General features: G+C 43.7%; 16 protein-coding genes. 9 read left to right on the top strand and 7 right to left on the bottom strand.

The window, feature by feature from the left end:
• Positions 1 to 63: 63 nt before the first annotated feature.
• The 3 genes from K429_RS0103150 to dnaA all read left to right on the top strand — a co-directional run bounded on the left by K429_RS0103150 (position 64) and on the right by dnaA (position 3,917).
• On the top strand, positions 64 to 1,266 hold the full coding sequence (locus K429_RS0103150; protein WP_007210312.1) for an N-acetylmuramoyl-L-alanine amidase: 1,203 nt from the start codon (positions 64 to 66) through the stop codon (positions 1,264 to 1,266).
• A gap of 18 nt (positions 1,267 to 1,284) precedes the next feature.
• Positions 1,285 to 2,178, top strand: coding sequence for an MlaD family protein (locus K429_RS0103145; protein WP_025726019.1), 894 nt, complete (start codon positions 1,285 to 1,287; stop codon positions 2,176 to 2,178).
• Between the two features lie 350 nt (positions 2,179 to 2,528).
• Positions 2,529 to 3,917, top strand: coding sequence for a chromosomal replication initiator protein DnaA (gene dnaA, locus K429_RS0103140; RefSeq protein ID WP_007210310.1), 1,389 nt, complete (start codon positions 2,529 to 2,531; stop codon positions 3,915 to 3,917).
• Here the strand turns inward: dnaA and K429_RS0103135 are convergent.
• Positions 3,914 to 4,648, bottom strand: coding sequence for an NADPH-dependent oxidoreductase (locus K429_RS0103135; RefSeq protein WP_007218932.1), 735 nt, complete (start codon positions 4,646 to 4,648; stop codon positions 3,914 to 3,916). The genes dnaA and K429_RS0103135 overlap by 4 nt on opposite strands.
• A gap of 340 nt (positions 4,649 to 4,988) precedes the next feature.
• Between K429_RS0103135 and K429_RS0103130 the strand changes: the two genes are divergently transcribed.
• The 3 genes from K429_RS0103130 to folB all read left to right on the top strand — a co-directional run bounded on the left by K429_RS0103130 (position 4,989) and on the right by folB (position 10,937).
• Positions 4,989 to 7,526 (top strand): adenosylcobalamin-dependent ribonucleoside-diphosphate reductase, encoded by a 2,538-nt coding sequence (locus K429_RS0103130; protein ID WP_025726018.1) that lies wholly within the window; start codon positions 4,989 to 4,991, stop codon positions 7,524 to 7,526.
• 135 nt (positions 7,527 to 7,661) lie between these two features.
• A complete protein-coding gene (locus K429_RS0103125) occupies positions 7,662 to 10,361 on the top strand; it encodes a 4-alpha-glucanotransferase (protein WP_025726017.1) in 2,700 nt (899 codons plus the stop codon).
• Positions 10,362 to 10,574: 213 nt separating this feature from the next.
• On the top strand, positions 10,575 to 10,937 hold the full coding sequence (gene folB, locus K429_RS0103120) for a dihydroneopterin aldolase (RefSeq protein ID WP_007210297.1): 363 nt from the start codon (positions 10,575 to 10,577) through the stop codon (positions 10,935 to 10,937).
• Between the two features lie 942 nt (positions 10,938 to 11,879).
• On the opposite strand, the gene K429_RS0103110 is transcribed toward folB, so the two are convergent.
• The 4 genes from K429_RS0103110 to mtaB are packed head-to-tail and all read right to left on the bottom strand — an operon-like array spanning position 11,880 to position 15,694.
• Complete coding sequence (locus tag K429_RS0103110) at positions 11,880 to 12,401, bottom strand: methylglyoxal synthase (protein WP_007210287.1); 522 nt, start codon at positions 12,399 to 12,401, stop codon at positions 11,880 to 11,882.
• A 44-nt stretch (positions 12,402 to 12,445) separates the two neighbouring features.
• Entirely contained in the window at positions 12,446 to 13,462 is a 1,017-nt protein-coding gene (locus tag K429_RS0103105; RefSeq protein ID WP_025726016.1) for a glycosyltransferase family 2 protein, read from the bottom strand.
• A complete protein-coding gene (locus K429_RS0103100; protein ID WP_025726015.1) occupies positions 13,455 to 14,357 on the bottom strand; it encodes a lysophospholipid acyltransferase family protein in 903 nt (300 codons plus the stop codon). Before K429_RS0103100 ends, K429_RS0103105 begins: the two co-directional genes overlap by 8 nt.
• A gap of 17 nt (positions 14,358 to 14,374) precedes the next feature.
• Positions 14,375 to 15,694, bottom strand: a complete 1,320-nt coding sequence (gene mtaB, locus K429_RS0103095; protein ID WP_025726014.1) for a tRNA (N(6)-L-threonylcarbamoyladenosine(37)-C(2))-methylthiotransferase MtaB — start codon at positions 15,692 to 15,694, stop codon at positions 14,375 to 14,377.
• Between the two features lie 86 nt (positions 15,695 to 15,780).
• Between mtaB and K429_RS0103090 the strand changes: the two genes are divergently transcribed.
• From K429_RS0103090 to K429_RS0103080, 3 genes are all read left to right on the top strand, one after another.
• Positions 15,781 to 17,454 carry a long-chain fatty acid--CoA ligase gene (locus tag K429_RS0103090; protein WP_007218926.1) on the top strand — a complete coding sequence of 558 codons (1,674 nt, stop codon included), beginning with the start codon at positions 15,781 to 15,783 and terminating at the stop codon, positions 17,452 to 17,454.
• 159 nt (positions 17,455 to 17,613) lie between these two features.
• A complete protein-coding gene (locus K429_RS0103085) occupies positions 17,614 to 17,826 on the top strand; it encodes a hypothetical protein (RefSeq protein ID WP_007218925.1) in 213 nt (70 codons plus the stop codon).
• A 171-nt stretch (positions 17,827 to 17,997) separates the two neighbouring features.
• Positions 17,998 to 18,708: a hypothetical protein gene (locus tag K429_RS0103080; RefSeq protein WP_025726013.1), complete on the top strand. Its 711-nt coding sequence runs from the start codon at positions 17,998 to 18,000 to the stop codon at positions 18,706 to 18,708.
• Between the two features lie 68 nt (positions 18,709 to 18,776).
• Here the strand turns inward: K429_RS0103080 and rplI are convergent, their stop codons facing one another.
• Together rplI and rpsR are read right to left on the bottom strand one after the other, a co-directional pair.
• Entirely contained in the window at positions 18,777 to 19,226 is a 450-nt protein-coding gene (gene rplI, locus K429_RS0103075; protein WP_007210279.1) for a 50S ribosomal protein L9, read from the bottom strand.
• A gap of 15 nt (positions 19,227 to 19,241) precedes the next feature.
• Positions 19,242 to 19,511, bottom strand: coding sequence for a 30S ribosomal protein S18 (gene rpsR / locus K429_RS0103070; RefSeq protein ID WP_007210278.1), 270 nt, complete (start codon positions 19,509 to 19,511; stop codon positions 19,242 to 19,244).
• Between the last annotated feature and the right edge of the window lies 1 nt (position 19,512).

Below are 19,512 nucleotides of genomic sequence, written 5' to 3'. Positions count from 1 at the left end.
AAAACTTCATGTAAAACGTGAGTTTTCTATAAATTTCCACTACATTTGCAACGACTTTTGGGTATGAAACTATATAAACGACACATATTATATATCTGTATTTGCTTCGGGCTGTTCATCTCTCCTTTTTGCACTACCAGCATCGAAGCAAAAGACTTCGTTGTCGTTATTGACGCCGGACATGGTGGCCATGACCCTGGTGCTTTAGGCCGAATCTCCAAAGAAAAGACTATCAACCTGAATGTTGCCCTCAAATTAGGCAAACAGATAAAAAGGAATTGCCCTGATGTAAAAGTGGTATATACCCGTGAAAGAGATGTATTTATCCCACTTGACAGACGTGCGGAAATAGCCAATAATGCTAAAGCTGATTTATTCATTTCCATTCATACCAATTCCGTAGCGGGCGGTAAAACAGTTAAAGGAGCCTCTACATGGACGCTCGGTTTAGCCAAGTCGGATGCCAATTTAGAAGTCGCTAAACGGGAGAACTCCGTAATTTTATACGAAAGTGATTACAAGACGCGGTACGCAGGATTCAATCCAAACTCAGCCGAATCTTATATCATCTTTGAATTCATGCAAGATAAATACATGTCTCAGAGCGTACACCTTGCCTCATTGGTACAGAAAGAATTCCGCCATACCTGTAAACGTGCAGACCGTGGTGTACACCAGGCGGGGTTTCTTGTATTGAAAGCAAGTGCCATGCCCAGCATCCTGGTAGAACTCGGTTTCATATCCAATCCGGAAGAAGAACGTTATCTCAATTCGGAAGCGGGAACCACCACACTTGCCAACGGAATATTCCGTGCTTTCCTGTCTTATAAACGTGAACATGAAATACGGATGACAGGAAGCAGCCGCACCCTACTACCGGAGGATACGGATGCCGGTAGGGTAGAAGAAGAGATACCTGCATCCCCCGTTTCCAATAACACCGAAACCAAACAAAATACAGAAAAAGTAGCTGACAGGCAAACCGATAGTGCTGCTCCAGTGTTTAAAATACAGATACTTACTTCTTCCCGTCCGCTTGCCGCCAATGACAAACGACTAAAAGGGCTGAAAGGTGTAGAGTATTATCAGGAAGGCGGACTTTGTAAATACACATACGGTGCATCGACCGATTATAATAAGGTATTACGAACTAAACGGGAGATAGCACCAAAATTCAAAGACGCATTTATCATTGCTTTCAAAAACGGAAAGAAGACAAGCGTCAGCGCTGCTATCGAAGAATTTAAAAAGAAAAGAAATAAATAATAAGACTATAACATCATGATGAAGTATCTTACTAAAGAAGTTAGAATAGGAATTGCGGGCATTATTGCTCTCTGCATATTGGTATATGGTATTAACTACCTGAAAGGCATTCATATGTTTAAGCCTACCAACTATTTCTACGTCAAGTTCCATAACATTAATGGATTGACCAAATCAAGTCCGGTCTTTGCCGATGGCTTTCGTGTAGGTATTGTACGCGACCTTTATTATGACTACAATGAACCGGGAAAAGTGGTAGCGGAAATAGATGTAGACCCGGAACTGCGTATTCCTAAAGGCAGTACCGCCGAATTAGCCTCCGAACTGATGGGTGGTGTAAAAATGAACTTACTACTTGCCAATAATCCACGCGAGAAGTATCTGACAGGTGATACCCTACAAGGCAATGTCAACAATGGTGTAATGGACCAGGTAGCCACCATCATGCCTCAGGTAGAAAAGATGCTTCCCAAGCTAGACTCTATCCTTGCTTCACTGAATACAATCCTTGGAGACCCGGCAATTCCCGGTACACTGCACAGCGTGCAAAACACAATGGCAAGCATGGAAGTCACCAGCAGACAGTTACAGGCCATTATGAGTAAAGATATTCCCCAGCTTACTAAAAAGCTGAACACCATAGGAGATAATTTCGTCACTGTCAGTGATAATCTGAAAGAAATAGATTACGCTGCCGCATTTGCCAGAATAGATTCGACTTTAGCAAATGCAAAAATGATTACAGACCAATTAGGCAGGAAAGACAATACAATCGGCTTGTTGTTAAACGATCCATCGCTTTACAATAATTTGAATGCTACAACAGCCAATGCTGCCAGCCTTCTTGAAGACCTGAAATCACATCCGAAAAGGTATGTTCATTTCTCCCTGTTCGGCAAAAAAGATAAGTAGGAAAAATCTCTTTAAATAGAATAAGTCTAAATAATAGGAGCAAACAGAATTGGAAGAAAAAGCCTCAGTAAGTCCATGTAGAAACTAAAGTATTCCCATCTGTCAGATTATTTGAAAAGTTAAAAAACTTATTCCTTTCTTATATATCACCCTAGAAAACAGATACTTATAAAAATGCAATAGCCTCCCTGTGGGGCTATTTACATGAAACAAGATAAGTAGTTGAAAGTAAAGAGATTATTGTTTTTAGATAAAAAGCAAGAAAAAACACATTTGTTTTTCTCAAATAAGATTGCGAATTTTGCATGCGTAGAAGTTTTGCTTAATTAATAAATGTATTTAAAGCCGTTATGAGTGAATTAAATCATGTCGGGCTATGGAACCGCTGTCTTGAAATCATCAGAGACAATGTTCCGGAGCAGACATACAAAACATGGTTTCTCCCCATCATACCTTTAAAATATGAGGACAAGACGCTGGTCGTACAGGTACCCAGCCAGTTCTTCTATGAGTTTTTGGAGGACAAGTTTGTTGACTTGTTGCGTAAAACTCTATATAAAGTTATTGGTGATGGCACCAAGTTATTGTATAATGTTATGGTGGATAAGAGTTCACGTACTACCGTCAATCTCGAATCTACTCCCCGCACTATTATTCCACAGAAAAAGGTAATCGGCAGAGAAATACCGCAAGCTCCTATTGCAGATTTAGATCCTCATCTGAATCCTGAATACAACTTCGAAACATTTATAGAAGGCTATAGCAACAAACTTTCACGCAGCGTAGCAGAAGCTGTCGCTCAAAACCCGGCGAAAACAATTTTCAATCCGCTGTTTTTCTATGGAGCATCAGGCGTGGGAAAGACGCACCTTGCAAATGCTATAGGCACAAAAATCAAAGAACTCTATCCGGACAAGAGAGTGCTATATGTATCGGCACATCTGTTCCAGGTACAATATACCGACTCTGTACGTAACAATACTACAAACGATTTTATCAACTTCTACCAATCAATTGACATATTGATTATCGATGATATTCAAGAATTTGCCGGTGTTACCAAAACACAGAATACATTCTTTCATATCTTTAATCACTTACACCAAAACGGTAAACAGCTTATCTTGACTTCAGACCGTGCTCCCGTATTATTGCAAGGCATGGAAGAACGACTCATCACCCGTTTCAAATGGGGTATGGTAGCTGAACTGGAAAGACCAACCGTAGAATTACGCAAGAACATCCTGCGCAATAAGATACATCGTGACGGTTTACAGTTCCCTCCGGAAGTAATCGATTATATTGCAGAAAATGTGGGTGACAGCGTGCGTGACCTGGAAGGTATCGTCATCTCCATCATGGCACATTCTACTATATATAATAAGGAAATTGATCTGGAACTGACACAACGCATTGTACGGAAGGTAGTAAAAAGTGAAAGTAAATCTATTACCGTTGATGACATCATCAACGTGGTATGCAAGCATTTCTCACTGGATACCGCTACCATCCATACTAAATCACGAAAACGTGAAGTGGTACAGGCACGCCAGATAGCCATGTTTCTCGCTAAATCCTATACAGATTTTTCGACGGCTAAGATAGGCGCATTAATAGGCCACAAAGATCACGCAACCGTATTGCACGCCTGCAAAACCATTAAAGAATTACGGGAAGTAGACAAAACTTTCCGCGCAGAAATAGATGATATCCAAGCATCATTAAAAAAGCAGGGTTAAAAACCCTGCTTTTTTATTACTTTCCAAAGATTCTCCGACATTACTTCGTTATCTTCTTTCTTATAACGCACGTCCGTAAAGACTTGAGCCAAGGTTTCTTTGTTGTTTTCAAAAATAAATTGCTTATTTTCGGGCAAAGATTCCTTATAGGCATACAGGCGATCTATATCTTCAGGAGTATAATCATGATACGTCTCCTCATGCACAATAGCTTCCAGCGGCAATCGATCTACCTGTGCAGGCTCCTCGGCAGGCCAACCTACCGTCACTGTTGTAATAGGAAATACCAATTCCGGTAGCTCCAGGGCTTCGATTATCATTTGCGGATTGTAAGTCGTCGTACCCAGATAACATATACCTAATCCTTTTTCTTCCGCAGCCACACAAAAAGTCTGTGCTGCCAGCAGGGCATCTACAGAGCCGGTTACGAACCACTCTAAATTATTATACCCGGGAGTTGCTTTTCGCTGTTCGCACCATTTAGTAAAACGGCGCAGGTCTATACAAAACGTCAAAACCACAGGTGCAGTTTTCACCATCGGCTGATTGAAGTGAGCCGGTGCCAACCTAGCCTTCCGTTCTGCATCACGCGTTACAATTACACTGTACACCTGCATATTTCCGACTGTAGAGGCCCGAAATGCAGAATCAAGCAAATCATTTAACAAATCTGAAGAAATATCTTTCTGTTGATATTTGCGGATTGTTCTTCTCTGTTTTAGGATTTCCATTCTTTTATTTTTTTGCAAATATAGAAAAAGAATAGCAATTTGTTGTCAAATAACGAGTTTAAAGTTTATCTACGTTTTCTAAAATCAATTAGCCTGTTTAATCAAAGTCTAAAAACAATTTTCTTTTTTGGAAACTTTTTGTTCACACAACAATGCTAATATTTTATAAATCAGCAATCTATTATTCAAAAATGGAAATCTCATAGCCTGTTCATAATTTATTCTGTTTTTATTTTGCTATAATAAAAAACATTCTTAGCTTTGCAATCGCATTTGTTAATGATAGGTATCACTTCTACACTCTTACTTATTAAAAAATAAATCTAAGGAAAAAAGAATCGTGGAAAAACAAACTTATTCTTACGAGGAAGCTTATGAAGAATCTTTACGATATTTTCAGGGCGACGAGTTAGCTGCGCGTGTTTGGGTAAACAAGTACGCAGTAAAAGACTCTTTCGGAAATATTTACGAGAAGTCTCCGAAAGACATGCATTGGAGAATAGCCAATGAAGTAGCCCGTATCGAGGCTAAATACTCTAATCCATTAAGTGCAGAGGAACTATTCGATCTGCTCGACCACTTCAAGTACATCGTTCCGCAGGGAAGTCCGATGACCGGAATTGGCAACAACTATCAGGTAGCTTCTTTGTCTAACTGCTTCGTGATCGGAGTAGATGGAGAGGCGGATTCTTATGGTGCCATCTTCAAAATAGACGAAGAACAAGTACAACTCATGAAGCGCCGTGGTGGTGTAGGACACGATTTGTCGCACATCCGCCCGAAAGGTTCTCCGGTGAAAAATTCGGCTTTAACCTCCACCGGCCTGGTGCCATTTATGGAGCGTTACTCCAATTCTACACGTGAAGTCGCTCAGGACGGACGGCGTGGCGCACTGATGCTAAGTGTATCTATCAAACATCCCGATTCAGAAGCGTTCATCGATGCTAAAATGACGGAAGGCAAAGTAACAGGTGCCAATGTATCTGTGAAACTGGACGATGCATTTATGACCGCTGCCATCACAGGTACTCCATATATTCAACAATATCCTGTCAATGCCGCTGAACCAACTGTGCAGAAGGAAATCAATGCAACCAATTTATGGAAGAAGATCGTTCACAATGCATGGAAATCGGCAGAACCGGGTGTATTGTTCTGGGATACCATATTAAAAGAATCCGTACCCGATTGTTATGCAGACCTGGGATATCGCACTGTTTCCACCAATCCATGTGGTGAAATTCCCTTGTGCCCGTATGACTCCTGCCGTTTGCTGGCTATCAATCTTTATTCTTATGTGGTAAACCCCTTCAAACCGGATGCATACTTTGACTTTGAATTGTTCCAGAAACATGTAGCGTTGGCTCAACGCATTATGGACGATATCATCGATCTGGAATTGGAGAAGATAGAACGCATCATGGAAAAGATTGATGCTGACCCCGAAAGCGAAGATGTGAAACATACAGAACGTATATTGTGGGACAAGATTTATAAGAAGAGTGGACAAGGACGCCGTACCGGTGTGGGTATTACTGCCGAAGGTGATATGCTTGCTGCATTGGGATTGCGTTACGGTACGGAAGAAGCTACCGAATTCTCTGAAAAAGTGCACAAGACCGTTGCCCTGAGTGCTTACCGTTCATCAGTGAAAATGGCAAAAGAACGTGGTGCATTCGAAATTTACGATACCGAACGTGAAAAGAATAATCCGTTCATCAATCGTTTGCGCGAAGCAGATCCCCAGTTGTATGAGGATATGAAGAAATACGGCCGCCGCAATATTGCCTGCCTTACCATTGCACCGACGGGAACCACCAGTCTGATGACTCAGACTACCTCAGGTATCGAGCCTGTATTCTTGCCCGTATACAAACGTCGCCGTAAAGTAAATCCGAACGACACTAACGTACACGTAGACTTCGTGGATGAAACCGGAGATGCTTTTGAAGAATATATTGTCTTCCACCCCAAGTTTGTTACATGGATGGAAGCGCAAGGACACAATCCTTCCAAACGTTACACACAAGAAGAGATCGACGTATTGGTTGAGCAATCACCTTATTATAAAGCAACCTCAAACGACGTAGACTGGCTGATGAAAGTCAAGATGCAGGGACGTATCCAGAAATGGGTAGACCACTCCATCAGCGTGACCATCAACCTGCCGAACGATGTGGATGAAGACCTGGTAAACCGCCTGTATGTAGAGGCATGGAAATCCGGTTGTAAAGGTTGTACGGTTTATCGTGACGGCTCACGTTCGGGCGTACTCATTTCTGCCAAGAGCGATAAAAAAGAAGAAATGCCTCCTTGCAAACCGCCTACGGTAGTAGAAACCCGCCCGACAGTTCTGGATGCCGACATCGTACGTTTCCAGAATAATAAAGAAAAGTGGGTGGCATTCGTCGGTTTGCTGGACGGACATCCTTACGAAATCTTCACCGGTCTTCAGGATGACGATGAAGGCATTATTCTGCCGAAGAACGTTACTTCCGGACACATTATTAAGAAGGTGGACAAGGACGGCAGCAAGCGTTACGACTTCCAGTTCCAGAACAAACGCGGATATAAAGTCACCATTGAAGGTCTGTCCGAAAAGTTCAACAAGGAATATTGGAACTACGCCAAACTGATCTCCGGAGTATTGCGTTATCGTATGCCTATCGAACAGGTTATCAAGCTGGTCGGCTCTCTGCAACTGGACAGCGAAAGCATCAATACCTGGAAGAACGGTGTGGAACGCGCATTGAAGAAATACATAACGGACGGCACAGAAGCCAAAGGCAAGAAATGTCCGAACTGCGGCAACGAAACACTTGTATATCAGGAAGGTTGCCTCATTTGTACCACTTGCGGAGCTTCACGTTGCGGATAAAAACAGATCTGCGAAATGCAAGCACAAACGTTTGCATAGGAATTTAAAAAACTTAGATAGCGGTAGCTGCTTGATTATGCGGAATAATGTCTATACTTGCATAATCAATGCAGCTATTACTAAATCTAATATTATATGATACTATCTTTTCATATCGAGTACCGCACAAGTTGGGGTGAAGAGGTTAGAGTCTTAGGATCTATTCTTGAACTGGGCAACAATCAGCCCGGTAAAGCCATACCTTTACAAACAGTGGATGGCATTCACTGGACTTTAGATGCGGACATTCAAGCGCCTGAAAACGGCATCGTACAATACAGTTATCACATTTATCGCGACGGCAAAGATACACGTACGGAGTGGAACAGCCTTCCCCGCACGCTCTATGTATCGGCTGACAAGAAGAAAGTCTACCGCCTGCAAGACTGCTGGAAGAATCTGCCCGAACAGCAATACTTCTACACGTCTGCTTTCACGGAGTCCCTGCTTGCGCATCCCGAACGTAACGCCGCTCCAAAGAGCCACAAGAAAGGATTATTGATCAAGGCGTATGCTCCATGTATCGACAATGATCACTGTCTGGGCATTTGCGGCAACCAGAAAGTTCTGGGAGATTGGGATGCGGATAAAGCCGTTCTGATGAGCGACGCCAACTTCCCGGAATGGCAGGTTGAAGTAGACGCCTCGAAAATCAGCTTCCCGCTGGAGTATAAATTCATCCTTTATAATAAGAAAGAGCGTCGTGCCGTGGCATGGGAAAACAACCCCAACCGCTACATGGCCGATCCGCAGATAGGCGCTAACGAAACACTGGTGATCGGTGACCGTTACGTTTACTTCGCCCTACCCGACTGGAAAGGTGCCGGAGTAGCCGTGCCCATCTTCTCGCTGCGCTCCGAAAAGAGCTTCGGCGTAGGTGACTTTGGCGACCTGAAACAGATGATAGACTGGGCGGTGCTTACCCGCCAGAAAGCCGTACAAATATTGCCTATCAACGACACCACCATGACACATACATGGACGGATTCTTATCCGTACAACAGCATATCCATTTATGCGTTCCACCCCATGTATGCCGATCTGAAACAGATGGGTACGTTGAAGGACAAAAAGGCAATGGCAGAATTCAACAAACGGCAGAAAGAGCTGAATGCCCTGCCTACCGTAGACTATGAAGCAGTAAACCAGACAAAATGGGAGTTCTTCCGCTTGATATACAAACAGGAAGGCGAACAAGTTCTGGCATCCGATGCCTTCCGGAAGTTCTTCGAAAACAACAAAGAATGGTTACAGCCATACGCCGTGTTCAGCTATCTGCGCGATGCCTACAAGACACCCAACTTCCGCGAATGGCCGAAATTCACAGAATACAAAGCAGAAGAAATAGAAAAGTTATGCCAGCCGGAATCTGCCGACTATCCGCATATCGCCATCTACTTCTTCATCCAGTTCCACCTGCACCTGCAACTGCTGGCTGCAACGGAACACGCACGAGCCAATGGTGTAGTACTGAAAGGTGACATTCCTATCGGCATCAGCCGCAACAGCGTAGAAGCGTGGACAGAACCCTACTACTTCAACCTGAACGGACAAGCGGGCGCACCACCCGATGACTTCTCCGTGAACGGTCAGAACTGGGGCTTCCCTACTTACAACTGGGACGTAATGGAGAAAGACGGTTATTCCTGGTGGATGAAGCGTTTCCGCAAGATGTCGGAATACTTCGATGCCTACCGTATCGACCACATCCTGGGCTTCTTCCGCATTTGGGAAATCCCGATGCATGCCGTACACGGACTGCTGGGCCAGTTTGTTCCCGCCCTGCCGATGACGCGCGAAGAAATAGAAGGCTACGGAATGGCATTCCGCGAAGATTTCTTCACGAAACCCTATATCCATGAATACTTCCTCGGACAAATGTTCGGCCCGCATACTGATTATGTAAAGCAGACCTTCATAGAGCCTACGGAAACATGGGAAATATATCGCATGCGTCCCGAGTTCGACACACAGCGCAAAGTAGAGGCTTACTTTGCCGGAAAGACGGACGAAGACAGCATCTGGATACGCGACGGACTGTACGCATTAATCAGTGACGTACTGTTTGTGCCCGACCGTGAAGACCCGCACAAATTCCATCCGCGCATCGGCGTACAACACGATTACATCTACCGTGCCCTGAATGATTGGGAGAAGGCAGCATTCAATCGTTTGTACGATCAGTATTACTATCATCGCCACAACGAGTTCTGGCGCGAACAAGCCATGAAGAAGTTGCCGCAACTGACGCAATCCACCCGTATGCTGGTATGTGGTGAAGACCTCGGCATGATCCCCGATTGTGTAGCTTGGGTGATGAACGACCTGCGCATCCTTAGCCTTGAGATACAACGCATGCCGAAAGATCCTTCACAGGAATTCGGACATCCGGACTGGTATCCGTACCGCTCGGTTTGCACCATCTCTACGCATGATATGTCTACGCTGCGCGGCTGGTGGGAAGAAGATTTCCAGCAAACGCAACGGTACTACAACACCATGCTGGGACATTACGGCGCTGCACCTGCCGTTGCCACTCCGGAACTTTGCGAGCAAGTGGTACGCAACCATCTTTACAGCAACTCCATCCTGTGCATCCTCTCCTTGCAGGACTGGATGGCTATGGACGGAAAATGGCGCAACCCCAATGTACAGGAAGAGCGCATCAACGTGCCTGCTAACCCCAGACATTACTGGCGCTACCGTATGCACCTGACGCTGGAACAACTGATGAAAGCGGAAAGTCTGAACGAGAAGATCAAAGGACTGATAGAACAGACCGGACGAAAAGGATAATACTCTCAATCTTTATAATAGAAAAAGGCACCCATAGTAGGTGCCTTTTTTTTAAAATGCCATCGACTTATCCCCAATCCCCTGAAGGGTATGGGGCTGACTACATAACTCATTTTCCAAATCAAACGCTTGTTTATGGAAGAATACACCTGTTTTCTTTGTTTACTGGGAGGTAATTCTTATTTTTGTCATTCACCGAATATTCTATTTGATATGAACAGTTATATATTCCTTGATAACGTCCGTTTCTTTGCCTACCACGGTGTAGGTCAGCAAGAGCGGGAAGTAGGTAATGAGTTTGTCATTAATCTGAAATTGAAAGTCGATATTGCACGTGCAGCCGAGACTGACGACGTGACACATACCGTCAGTTATGCCGATGTATACGAAAATGTGAAGGCTGAGATGGAGATACCTTCTAAATTGCTGGAGCATGTTTGCGGACGTATCATAAAACGCCTGTTCCGTACTTTCCCCACCGTTAAAGCTATTGAACTAAAACTCGCTAAACGTAATCCACCCATGGGTGCAGACTTAGATGCGGCAGGAGTGGAAGTGCAATGTGAAAGAGCTTAACCCACTCCCACTGTTTTTTTTATTAAAGTGAACTCAGTAAGCAATAAAAGGAAATCTCACACAGTTGAGTTTTCATCAATATTGTCTACATCCTACACCGGCTATTATGTTTATCTGATTATCAGATAAATAGGTAGTGTAGGAAGTGGTGTAGGAAGGTGTAGGAAAGTTTTATTCTACACCGTAAAACGGCTCAAAAAGCGTGCTTTTAATCTTGTAATTCACTAATTCACAAGCGCTTAATATACGTTATGCAACCTTTATCCGAATTGATGCAAATATCTCTTTTATTCGTCGCATGAGTGAATAAAGTTAGCATTTCGTTAGGAATTAAGGGATGATAAGCCCCATACTCTCATTACGTAGAAAGTCAAATGATAGATATAAAACTTGATATGCTCCTTACTTTTTCCCAAAAAGCATTCAGGTTAATGTCATTATGCCCGCAGCTAAACTTCGTCCCGCAGTTGTGGGCTGTCCATCCCGCAATTGCAGGCTGCACAGCCCTCAACTGGAAAACGTAGAGTCCACAACTGCGGGACGAAGTTTAGCTACAGGCAAAAGAAAAAAAACAATAAAGCAAAGCATGTTTTTCATACGGCTTTCTTCCCATCTTTCTGATTGTTTCCAAGCGTTCTGTTGTGGCATGTAGATAGCTAAAACAGCTTATAAATGACACTTCAATAGCTGCACCGTTAAGATTATCCTATTCTATCCTTAAACCTTATCCTCTTAAAAAAAGTGTCTTAGCCTGTATCGCCCTGCCAATGGGAAATACTATCACTTCTGTTTTCAAAATAAACTCTGTAGAGAATAAAGCGGATAAATCGTCTGTATTTTTGTTATAAGCATCCGGAAGCTTCATATAGAAAAAGGGGAAGGACTTTCCGATGTGAAGTTCTTCCCCTCTTTTTATCCTTATCGGAGAACCAACCGTCTCCTTTATCCTCTCTTTTTCTTCCGTTTTTTTGCAGACTCCACTGCCTCGGCAACCACCGGTTTATTTTCAAATCGTTTGGTGTAGCCGGTGTAATCTGGAATAGTACGTTCATACGTCGGATCAACGAATAGCGGGCTTGAAATAATATGGTCTGCCGTACTACGGTTACAGCAAAAAACGATATTCTCAACACCGGCAAGACGAGTCAGCGCTTTCACATCCGTATCGTGCGGCTGCAACGTCATAGGATCAGTGAAGAAGAAAAGATAATCAATCTCGCCATCCACAATGCGAGATCCCATTTGCTGGTCACCACCCAAAGGACCGGATTTCAAAATGGTAAAATCCCACTCAACATCGGGATGCTTTTCCTTAAGAGCCTCAAGAATAAGAGTTCCCGTAGTACCTGTACAGTAAAACTTGTGCCCCATGAGCAATTCTGAGTTCCAGAGAACCCACTCTATGAGGTCTTTCTTCATGGCGTCGTGCGCCACCAGTCCAATCTTTCTAACTAATTTTGTCATAAGGCAATACGTTTAAATAATAAACAATCGGTAAAAAGAAAAAGCTATAATTGCGAGAAAAATTTCTTTCCACGTAAATAATACTGTGCCAAGATACTGCTTTTTGTCCATTCCGGTATCACGGAAAGGGAAGTTTTTTTCAGGTTCTCTTCACGTGCAGGAGTAAAAGAAGAACGTAACAAACGATATTCACGCCGTGCGCGAAGAACTGCCAATGCATTGGGGAACTGTAGTTTAAGTATAAAACTCAATGCAGCTATATAGTCAAGAACTGCACGGGTACGCATCACGGAAGCAAAATCCTTGGATGGCAGGTTCTTGTAAAGCATGACAAGATTATTACGAAAATTAAGGAAAGTCTTTCGGGGATTCTCTTTCTTCAGCGTAGCACCGCCTACATGGTAAACCACACTTTGCGGCACACAGGCAATCTGGCGGCCACGTGCACGAAGCCGCCAGCAAAGATCAATCTCTTCCATGTGGGCAAAGAAACGTCCATCCAATCCACCGGCTTCACGATAATCTTTCAGGCGGATAAACAAAGCTGCACCTGTAGCCCAAAAGACGGGAATGATAGTGTCATATTGTCCCCTATCCTCTTCTACCACACCCATAATCCGACCACGACAGAACGGATAGCCGTAACGATCAAGAAAACCACCCGCCGCACCGGCATACTCAAACATCTCCTTCTGCCTCCAACTGCGTATCTTCGGTTGGCAAGCCGCCGCTTCAGGATGAGCATCCATATAGTCAACCAGTGGCTGAAGCCAATGTTCCGTCACCTCCACATCTGAATTGAGAAGTACTACATACTCGGCATCGACCTCTTGCAATGCCATATTATAACCATCAGCGAAACCTTGATTTTCTTCCAACAGAATCAATCGGACGGTAAGGAATTCACGACAAAGCATATCAACAGATGCATCCGTAGAACCATTATCGGCAACATACACTACCGCACCGTCCGCTTCAGAAAAGCGTACTACGGAAGGAAGAAACGAGCGGAGCATATCGCACCCGTTCCAGTTTAATATGACAACTGCTATCTTATTCATGCTGTTTCTTCAAATCTTCCCGTGTGAGTTTCCACCGTTTATGCGACCAGAACCAATAAGCAGGAGCACGGTGAATGGTCTGCTCCAAGCGACGCACAAATAGTTCGGTTATTTCTCCCTCGGCAGTTTGCTTCGGGGTTTCAGTCAACAGATCAAAGTATGCTTTGCAATATCCTCTACCCCGTTTTTCCAATTCACAATAAAAAACAGGATAATTCATCATTCTGGCAATACGTTCACCACCATCCATAAATACGGTATCCTGATTCAGGAAAGTTGTCCAGTGATGGGCTTCATTGCGATTGGGAGACTGATCGGTAATCAGTCCGATCACTACATGCTTCCCTTCACGGCGCAACCGGATCACTTCGCGGGCAGTGGAATGTTTCGGTACATTATAGCCACCATGACGGGCACGGATGATCTTAAACATTTCATCCATATACTTGTTTCGCAAAGGTTTATACACTTGCAATGGTACGTCTTCCGGCTTCATGAAGGCTCCCATCGCCGTCAGCCACTCAAAATTGGCATAATGGGGAATGAGTACAACGATGCCTCCATGTTTTTCGAGCATGGCAAGATATTCTTCAGTATTACCATACTCCATACGACGGGAAAGGTCTTCGAACGACATACGCATCATCTTTATTTCTTCCAGCATATAGTCGCAGATATAGCGATAAAACTCACGCTCAATCTCGCGCAGTTCAGCCTCGGATTTTTCGGGAAAAGAATTCTTCAGATTCTTACGAACTACCTTACGACGATAATGCACCACATGACGCATCAAAAAACAAACTCCATCGGACAATATATAAAGTGCCCGAAAAGGAAGCAGAGCCAGAAGCCACATGCCAGCGTAAGTCAGCCAGTAGACAAGTTTCGATTTCATACTTTTCTTATACCTTATTATAATAGCACCATTCCCTGCAACGCCGTTCCGTCTTCATTAAAATCGCCCAAACGAACAGGCACCACCTGATTATCCAATGTATCATTGTGGGGAACCTCCACACGGATATAGTTAGCAGTGAAGCCATGCATAGGAGTTCCCGGCTTGGAACGTTCCAACAACACAGGCAGGGTTTGTCCGATATGACGGGCATAGAATGCATGCGTCTTTTCGTCCGAAAGTTCCAACAGACGCTGACTCCGACGGTGTTTTTCCTCGGGAGTTACCACATGGTCTATCTTTAATGCCTGCGTCCCCGGACGTTCGGAGTAGCTAAACACATGAAGCTGGGTCACATCCAGGCTTTTGATAAATTCGTAGGCCTGCTCAAAGTATTCATCCGTTTCACCACGTGTGCCCACAATCACATCCACGCCGATAAAAGCGTCGGGCATCACTTCTTTCACTTTCCGCACTTTGGAAGCGAAAAGTTCCGTATCATATCGCCGGCGCATCAGTTTCAGCACTTCGTCACTACCGGACTGCAACGGAATATGGAAATGAGGCATGAAACTGCGGGAATGAGAAACGAATTCTATGATCTCGTCAGTCAGCAAATTGGGCTCTATGGAGGAAATTCGGTAGCGCTCAATGCCTTCCACTTCATCCAGCGCCTTCACCAGATCGAAGAAAGTTTCTCCGGTAGTTTTACCGAAATCCCCGATATTGACACCCGTCAGCACAATTTCTTTTCCTCCCTCGGCCGCAGCCTGGCGGGCTTGTTCCACCATGGATACAATTGTTCCATTGCGACTCCGCCCGCGGGCGAAAGGAATGGTACAGTAAGAGCAGAAATAATCGCAACCATCCTGTACTTTCAGAAAATAACGGGTACGGTCGCCACGTGAGCACGACGGTGCAAACGAATGGATATCTTTCAGCGCCGAAGCATAAGCTTCTCCCGACTCATTCTTTTGCAGGTTGCCGAGATATTGAAGCAAATCTTTTTTCTGTTCGGCACCAAGTACCACATCCACACCCTCAATCTTTGCAACGGTTTCGGGTTTCAACTGGGCATAACATCCGGTCACAACCACGAAAGCCCCCGGATGTTGCTTCACCAGACGATGGATAGCCTGGCGGCATTTCTTATCCGCCACTTCCGTCACCGAGCAAGTGTTCACCACACAAATGTCTGCTTTCTCGCCTTTACGTGCCGTACGCACACCTGCATCCCGCAAAATCTTACCGATAGTAGAGGTTTCCGAGAAGTTCAACTTACAACCTAATGTATAGTAAACCGCTGTCTTATCTTGAAATATATTGGTATCAATCATATCTATTCTAAACACATTTCTGCTACAAAGTTACATATAATTATTAGATTTTTTCTACTTTTGCACAAATCATCAATTTTCGTGCAATGATACAAGAGAACTTTATCAAACTCTACGAGCAGAGTTTCCGTGAAAACTGGGACCTTCCTTGCTATACCGATTACGGTGAAGACGAGAGTTATTCCTATGGACAAGTGGCGCAAGAGATAGCCAAATTGCACTTGCTATTCAAACATTGCAGCTTGCGCCGGGGCGACAAAATTGCTATTATCGGTAAGAACAATGCCCGTTGGTGCATCGCTTATATGGCTACCATCACTTACGGAGCTATCGTTGTTCCCATTCTTCAAGATTTTAATCCGAATGATGTACATCATATCGTCAACCACTCCGAGTCTGTTTTCCTCTTTACGAGCGATTCCATCTGGGAACATCTGGAAGAAGAACGCCTGGCCGGATTGCGTGCCGTATTCTCCCTTTCCGATTTCCGTTGCCTGCATCAGCGCGACGGTGAAACAATCAATCGTTTCCTCAAACACCTGGATGAAGAAATGCACATAACTTATCCGAAAGGTTTCCACCGGGAAGACGTGCAGTATACCACTCTTTCCAATGATAAGGTAATGTTACTGAACTATACCTCGGGCACCACCGGTTTCAGTAAGGGCGTGATGCTGACAGGAAACAATCTCGCAGGAAATGTCACTTTCGGTATCCGCACCGAGTTGTTGAAAAAGGGAGATAAAGTACTATCCTTCTTACCCTTGGCTCATGCCTACGGTTGCGCTTTCGACTTTCTTACAGCTACTGCCGTGGGTACTCACGTCACACTTTTGGGCAAAGTCCCCTCTCCAAAGATTCTGATGAAGGCCTTCGAAGAGGTAAAACCCAGCTTGATTATTACCGTGCCACTCGTTATCGAGAAAATCTATAAGAATGTCATTCAACCTATTATAAATAAAAAGACTATGAAATGGGCACTCAGCATTCCTTTGCTCGACGGACAAATCTATGGGCAAATCCGGAAAAAACTGATAGATGCTTTGGGCGGCCGTTTCAAAGAAGTCATTATCGGCGGTGCTGCCATGAACCCGGAAGTGGAAGAATTCTTCCATCGCATCAAGTTCCCGTTCACCATCGGTTATGGCATGACGGAATGTGCGCCGTTAATCAGTTACGCTCCCTGGAACGAATTCATCCCGACTTCTTCCGGGCGAGTGCTCGACATCATGGAAGCCCGTATCTACAAAGAAAATCCGGAGGCAGAAATCGGCGAAATCCAGGTACGCGGCGAAAATGTAATGACAGGTTATTATAAAAATCCGGAAGCCACTAAAGAAGTCTTCACCGAAGACGGCTGGCTACGTACCGGTGACTTGGGTAAACTGGATGAAAAAGGAAACCTTTATATTCGTGGCCGCAGTAAGACCATGATCCTGAGTTCCAGCGGACAAAACATCTTCCCCGAAGAAATCGAAGCACGTCTCAACAACCTGCCTTTCGTACTGGAAAGTCTCGTTATCGAACGCAATAAAAAACTGGTAGCCTTAGTCTATGCAGATTACGAAGCTTTGGATTCCCTTGGACTGAACCAAGAGGAAAACCTCAAAACCATCATGAACGAGAACTTGAAGAACCTGAATAGCAGTGTGGCCAGTTACGAGAAAGTCAGCCAGATTCAGCTCTATCCTACCGAGTTTGAGAAAACTCCTAAAAGGAGCATCAAACGCTACTTATATAACAGTATTGCAGAAGATTAGTATGTTATTAAACATACAAAAAGTAATCAAAAGGGGCTAACCTCCAAAAAAAACATAAAAAAAGTTGGGATTTGGAGAACAACATATTGAAAAAGTACATACCTTTGCAGCGTTTTAATAAAGCAATTGATTGTATTACGTTTTTAAAAAGCAAAGAAAATGAAAAAATTAGTTTTGATGGCCGTAGCTATCGTAGCAGTATCTTTCGCATCTTGTGGTAACAAACAAGCTGACGCTGAAAAAGCAGCAGCAGATTCTATCCGTATTGCTGATTCAATCGCAGCAGTAGAAGAAGCAGCCGCAGCAGCAGCTGAGGCAGCCGCAGCAGCTGATACTGTAGCAGTAGATAGCGCAGCAGTTGTAGCTGAATAATTCAGAACAACACACTGAGAGAATTGAAAGTCTGACGTGCGAAAGCACGAACAGACTTTTTTTTATGCCCATTTGTACCATCCCAAAGATACTTCAGTGATTCATCACTTTTCCTATTTGATTAGTTCTGAAAATCCTTATCTTTGCTAATCTACATATTATGCTAATATTATGAATACAAAACTGATAGAAAAAATTAAGCGATCAGCTATCAAGGGAAGATTAGGTGATTTCATCTGCAATTTCATTGCAGTCGTACTGGGTATTGCAATCACATTCGTGGGAAGTGATATGATTCAGGAGCACAACAAGAAAAAAGAGGTGGCACAGGCTCTGCAACTGGTCAAAAGTGAATTACTTATCAACCGGGAAACAATAGAAGAGATGATGAAAATCGAAAAAATCAACAAAGAAGGTGCATGCTACCTGCTTCAATATAAAGACAAAATGAATGAAGCATCCTCCGACTCTCTGAATTACTACGGCTATTTCCCATTCCAATCACAAGATTTTCTTCCGGTCACCGATGCTATGGAAATGCTCAGAGCTTCTTCTGTCATGCAAAATATTAAAAATAAAGAGCTTGCTGTCGAAATCATCCAGGCCTATGCCGTAATAAAAAGTGCACACCTTTTTTATGAAGGATTCTCCAAAGCAAAAGAGACAGGGGTAGAGAAGTGCGTCAGTCAGCAAGAATTTAGAAAAATTTCTAATGAAAATAAGTCACTAAGAGAAACCTGGGAGTTCACCCTTCACCTCCCGGAAGGGCTTGCTGCCATACGGCAAATTTCTTTTATACATGATGACCCGCATCTCACATACAGACACTACATGGAACTAATTGATAAAACAATTACTTTTATTGATAAAGAATACAATTAGAACTAACCAGTAATAAAAAAGCCCGGCTTCCTTTCGGAAACCGGGCTTCTTTTATATATGAAGTTTAATTATGCTTCTTCAGCAACAACTTCGAAAGGAATCTCTACAGAAACTTCCTTGTGCAGCTTAACGATAGCTTTGTACTGGCCAACTTCTTTCACAGCGTCTTTTACAACGATGATCTTACGGTCAATTTCATGACCTAACTTAGCCAATTCTTCTGCAATCTGGATGTTACCAACAGAACCGAAGATAGTACCGGTTGAGCTAACTTTAGTAGCGATCTTCAAAGATACGCCTTCCAATTTAGCTGCCAATGCTTCAGCATCCTTCTTGATTTTTTCCAATTTGTGAGCACGTTGCTTCAAATCTTCAGCCAACATTTTCTTTGCAGCAGGAGAAGCAATCACAGCTTTACCTGTCGGGATGAGGTAGTTACGACCATAACCGGACTTAACAGTTACGATGTCGTTCTTATAACCCAAGTTTACAATGTCTTCTTTCAATATAATTTCCATACTTTCCTCCTCCTATTATTTCATCATGTCAGTTACATAAGGCAACAAAGCCAAGTGACGGGCTCTCTTTACAGCTTGAGCTACACGACGTTGGAACTTCAAAGAAGTACCGGTGATGCGACGCGGAAGGATTTTACCTTGCTCATTCAAGAATTTCTTCAAGAATTCAGGATCCTTATAGTCGATATACTTAATACCACTCTTTTTGAAACGGCAGTATTTTTTCTTCTTAACGTCCACTGACGGCGGAGTTAAATATCTGATTTCTGATTGAACTTGTGCCATG

Origin of the sequence: Bacteroides sp. 14(A) (assembly GCF_000526555.1) — a bacterium.
Classification (GTDB): domain Bacteria; phylum Bacteroidota; class Bacteroidia; order Bacteroidales; family Bacteroidaceae; genus Bacteroides; species Bacteroides cellulosilyticus.
The sequence above is the reverse complement of the archived record's forward strand: the minus strand, read 5'-3'. Positions and strand labels throughout refer to the sequence as shown.

Bases quoted from the DNA above. Each gene is read 5' to 3' on its own strand.
- K429_RS0103090 (WP_007218926.1), top strand. From the start codon at position 15,781: ATGATACAAGAGAACTTTATCAAACTCTACGAGCAGAGTTTCCGTGAA.
- K429_RS0103125 (WP_025726017.1), top strand. From the start codon at position 7,662: ATGATACTATCTTTTCATATCGAGTACCGCACAAGTTGGGGTGAAGAG.
- K429_RS0103100 (WP_025726015.1), bottom strand. From the start codon at position 14,357: ATGAAATCGAAACTTGTCTACTGGCTGACTTACGCTGGCATGTGGCTT.
- K429_RS0103110 (WP_007210287.1), bottom strand. From the start codon at position 12,401: ATGACAAAATTAGTTAGAAAGATTGGACTGGTGGCGCACGACGCCATG.
- rplI (WP_007210279.1), bottom strand. From the start codon at position 19,226: ATGGAAATTATATTGAAAGAAGACATTGTAAACTTGGGTTATAAGAAC.
- folB (WP_007210297.1), top strand. From the start codon at position 10,575: ATGAACAGTTATATATTCCTTGATAACGTCCGTTTCTTTGCCTACCAC.
- K429_RS0103150 (WP_007210312.1), top strand. From the start codon at position 64: ATGAAACTATATAAACGACACATATTATATATCTGTATTTGCTTCGGG.
- mtaB (WP_025726014.1), bottom strand. From the start codon at position 15,694: ATGATTGATACCAATATATTTCAAGATAAGACAGCGGTTTACTATACA.
- K429_RS0103085 (WP_007218925.1), top strand. From the start codon at position 17,614: ATGAAAAAATTAGTTTTGATGGCCGTAGCTATCGTAGCAGTATCTTTC.
- dnaA (WP_007210310.1), top strand. From the start codon at position 2,529: ATGAGTGAATTAAATCATGTCGGGCTATGGAACCGCTGTCTTGAAATC.
- K429_RS0103135 (WP_007218932.1), bottom strand. From the start codon at position 4,648: ATGGAAATCCTAAAACAGAGAAGAACAATCCGCAAATATCAACAGAAA.
- K429_RS0103145 (WP_025726019.1), top strand. From the start codon at position 1,285: ATGAAGTATCTTACTAAAGAAGTTAGAATAGGAATTGCGGGCATTATT.
- K429_RS0103080 (WP_025726013.1), top strand. From the start codon at position 17,998: ATGAATACAAAACTGATAGAAAAAATTAAGCGATCAGCTATCAAGGGA.
- rpsR (WP_007210278.1), bottom strand. From the start codon at position 19,511: ATGGCACAAGTTCAATCAGAAATCAGATATTTAACTCCGCCGTCAGTG.
- K429_RS0103105 (WP_025726016.1), bottom strand. From the start codon at position 13,462: ATGAATAAGATAGCAGTTGTCATATTAAACTGGAACGGGTGCGATATG.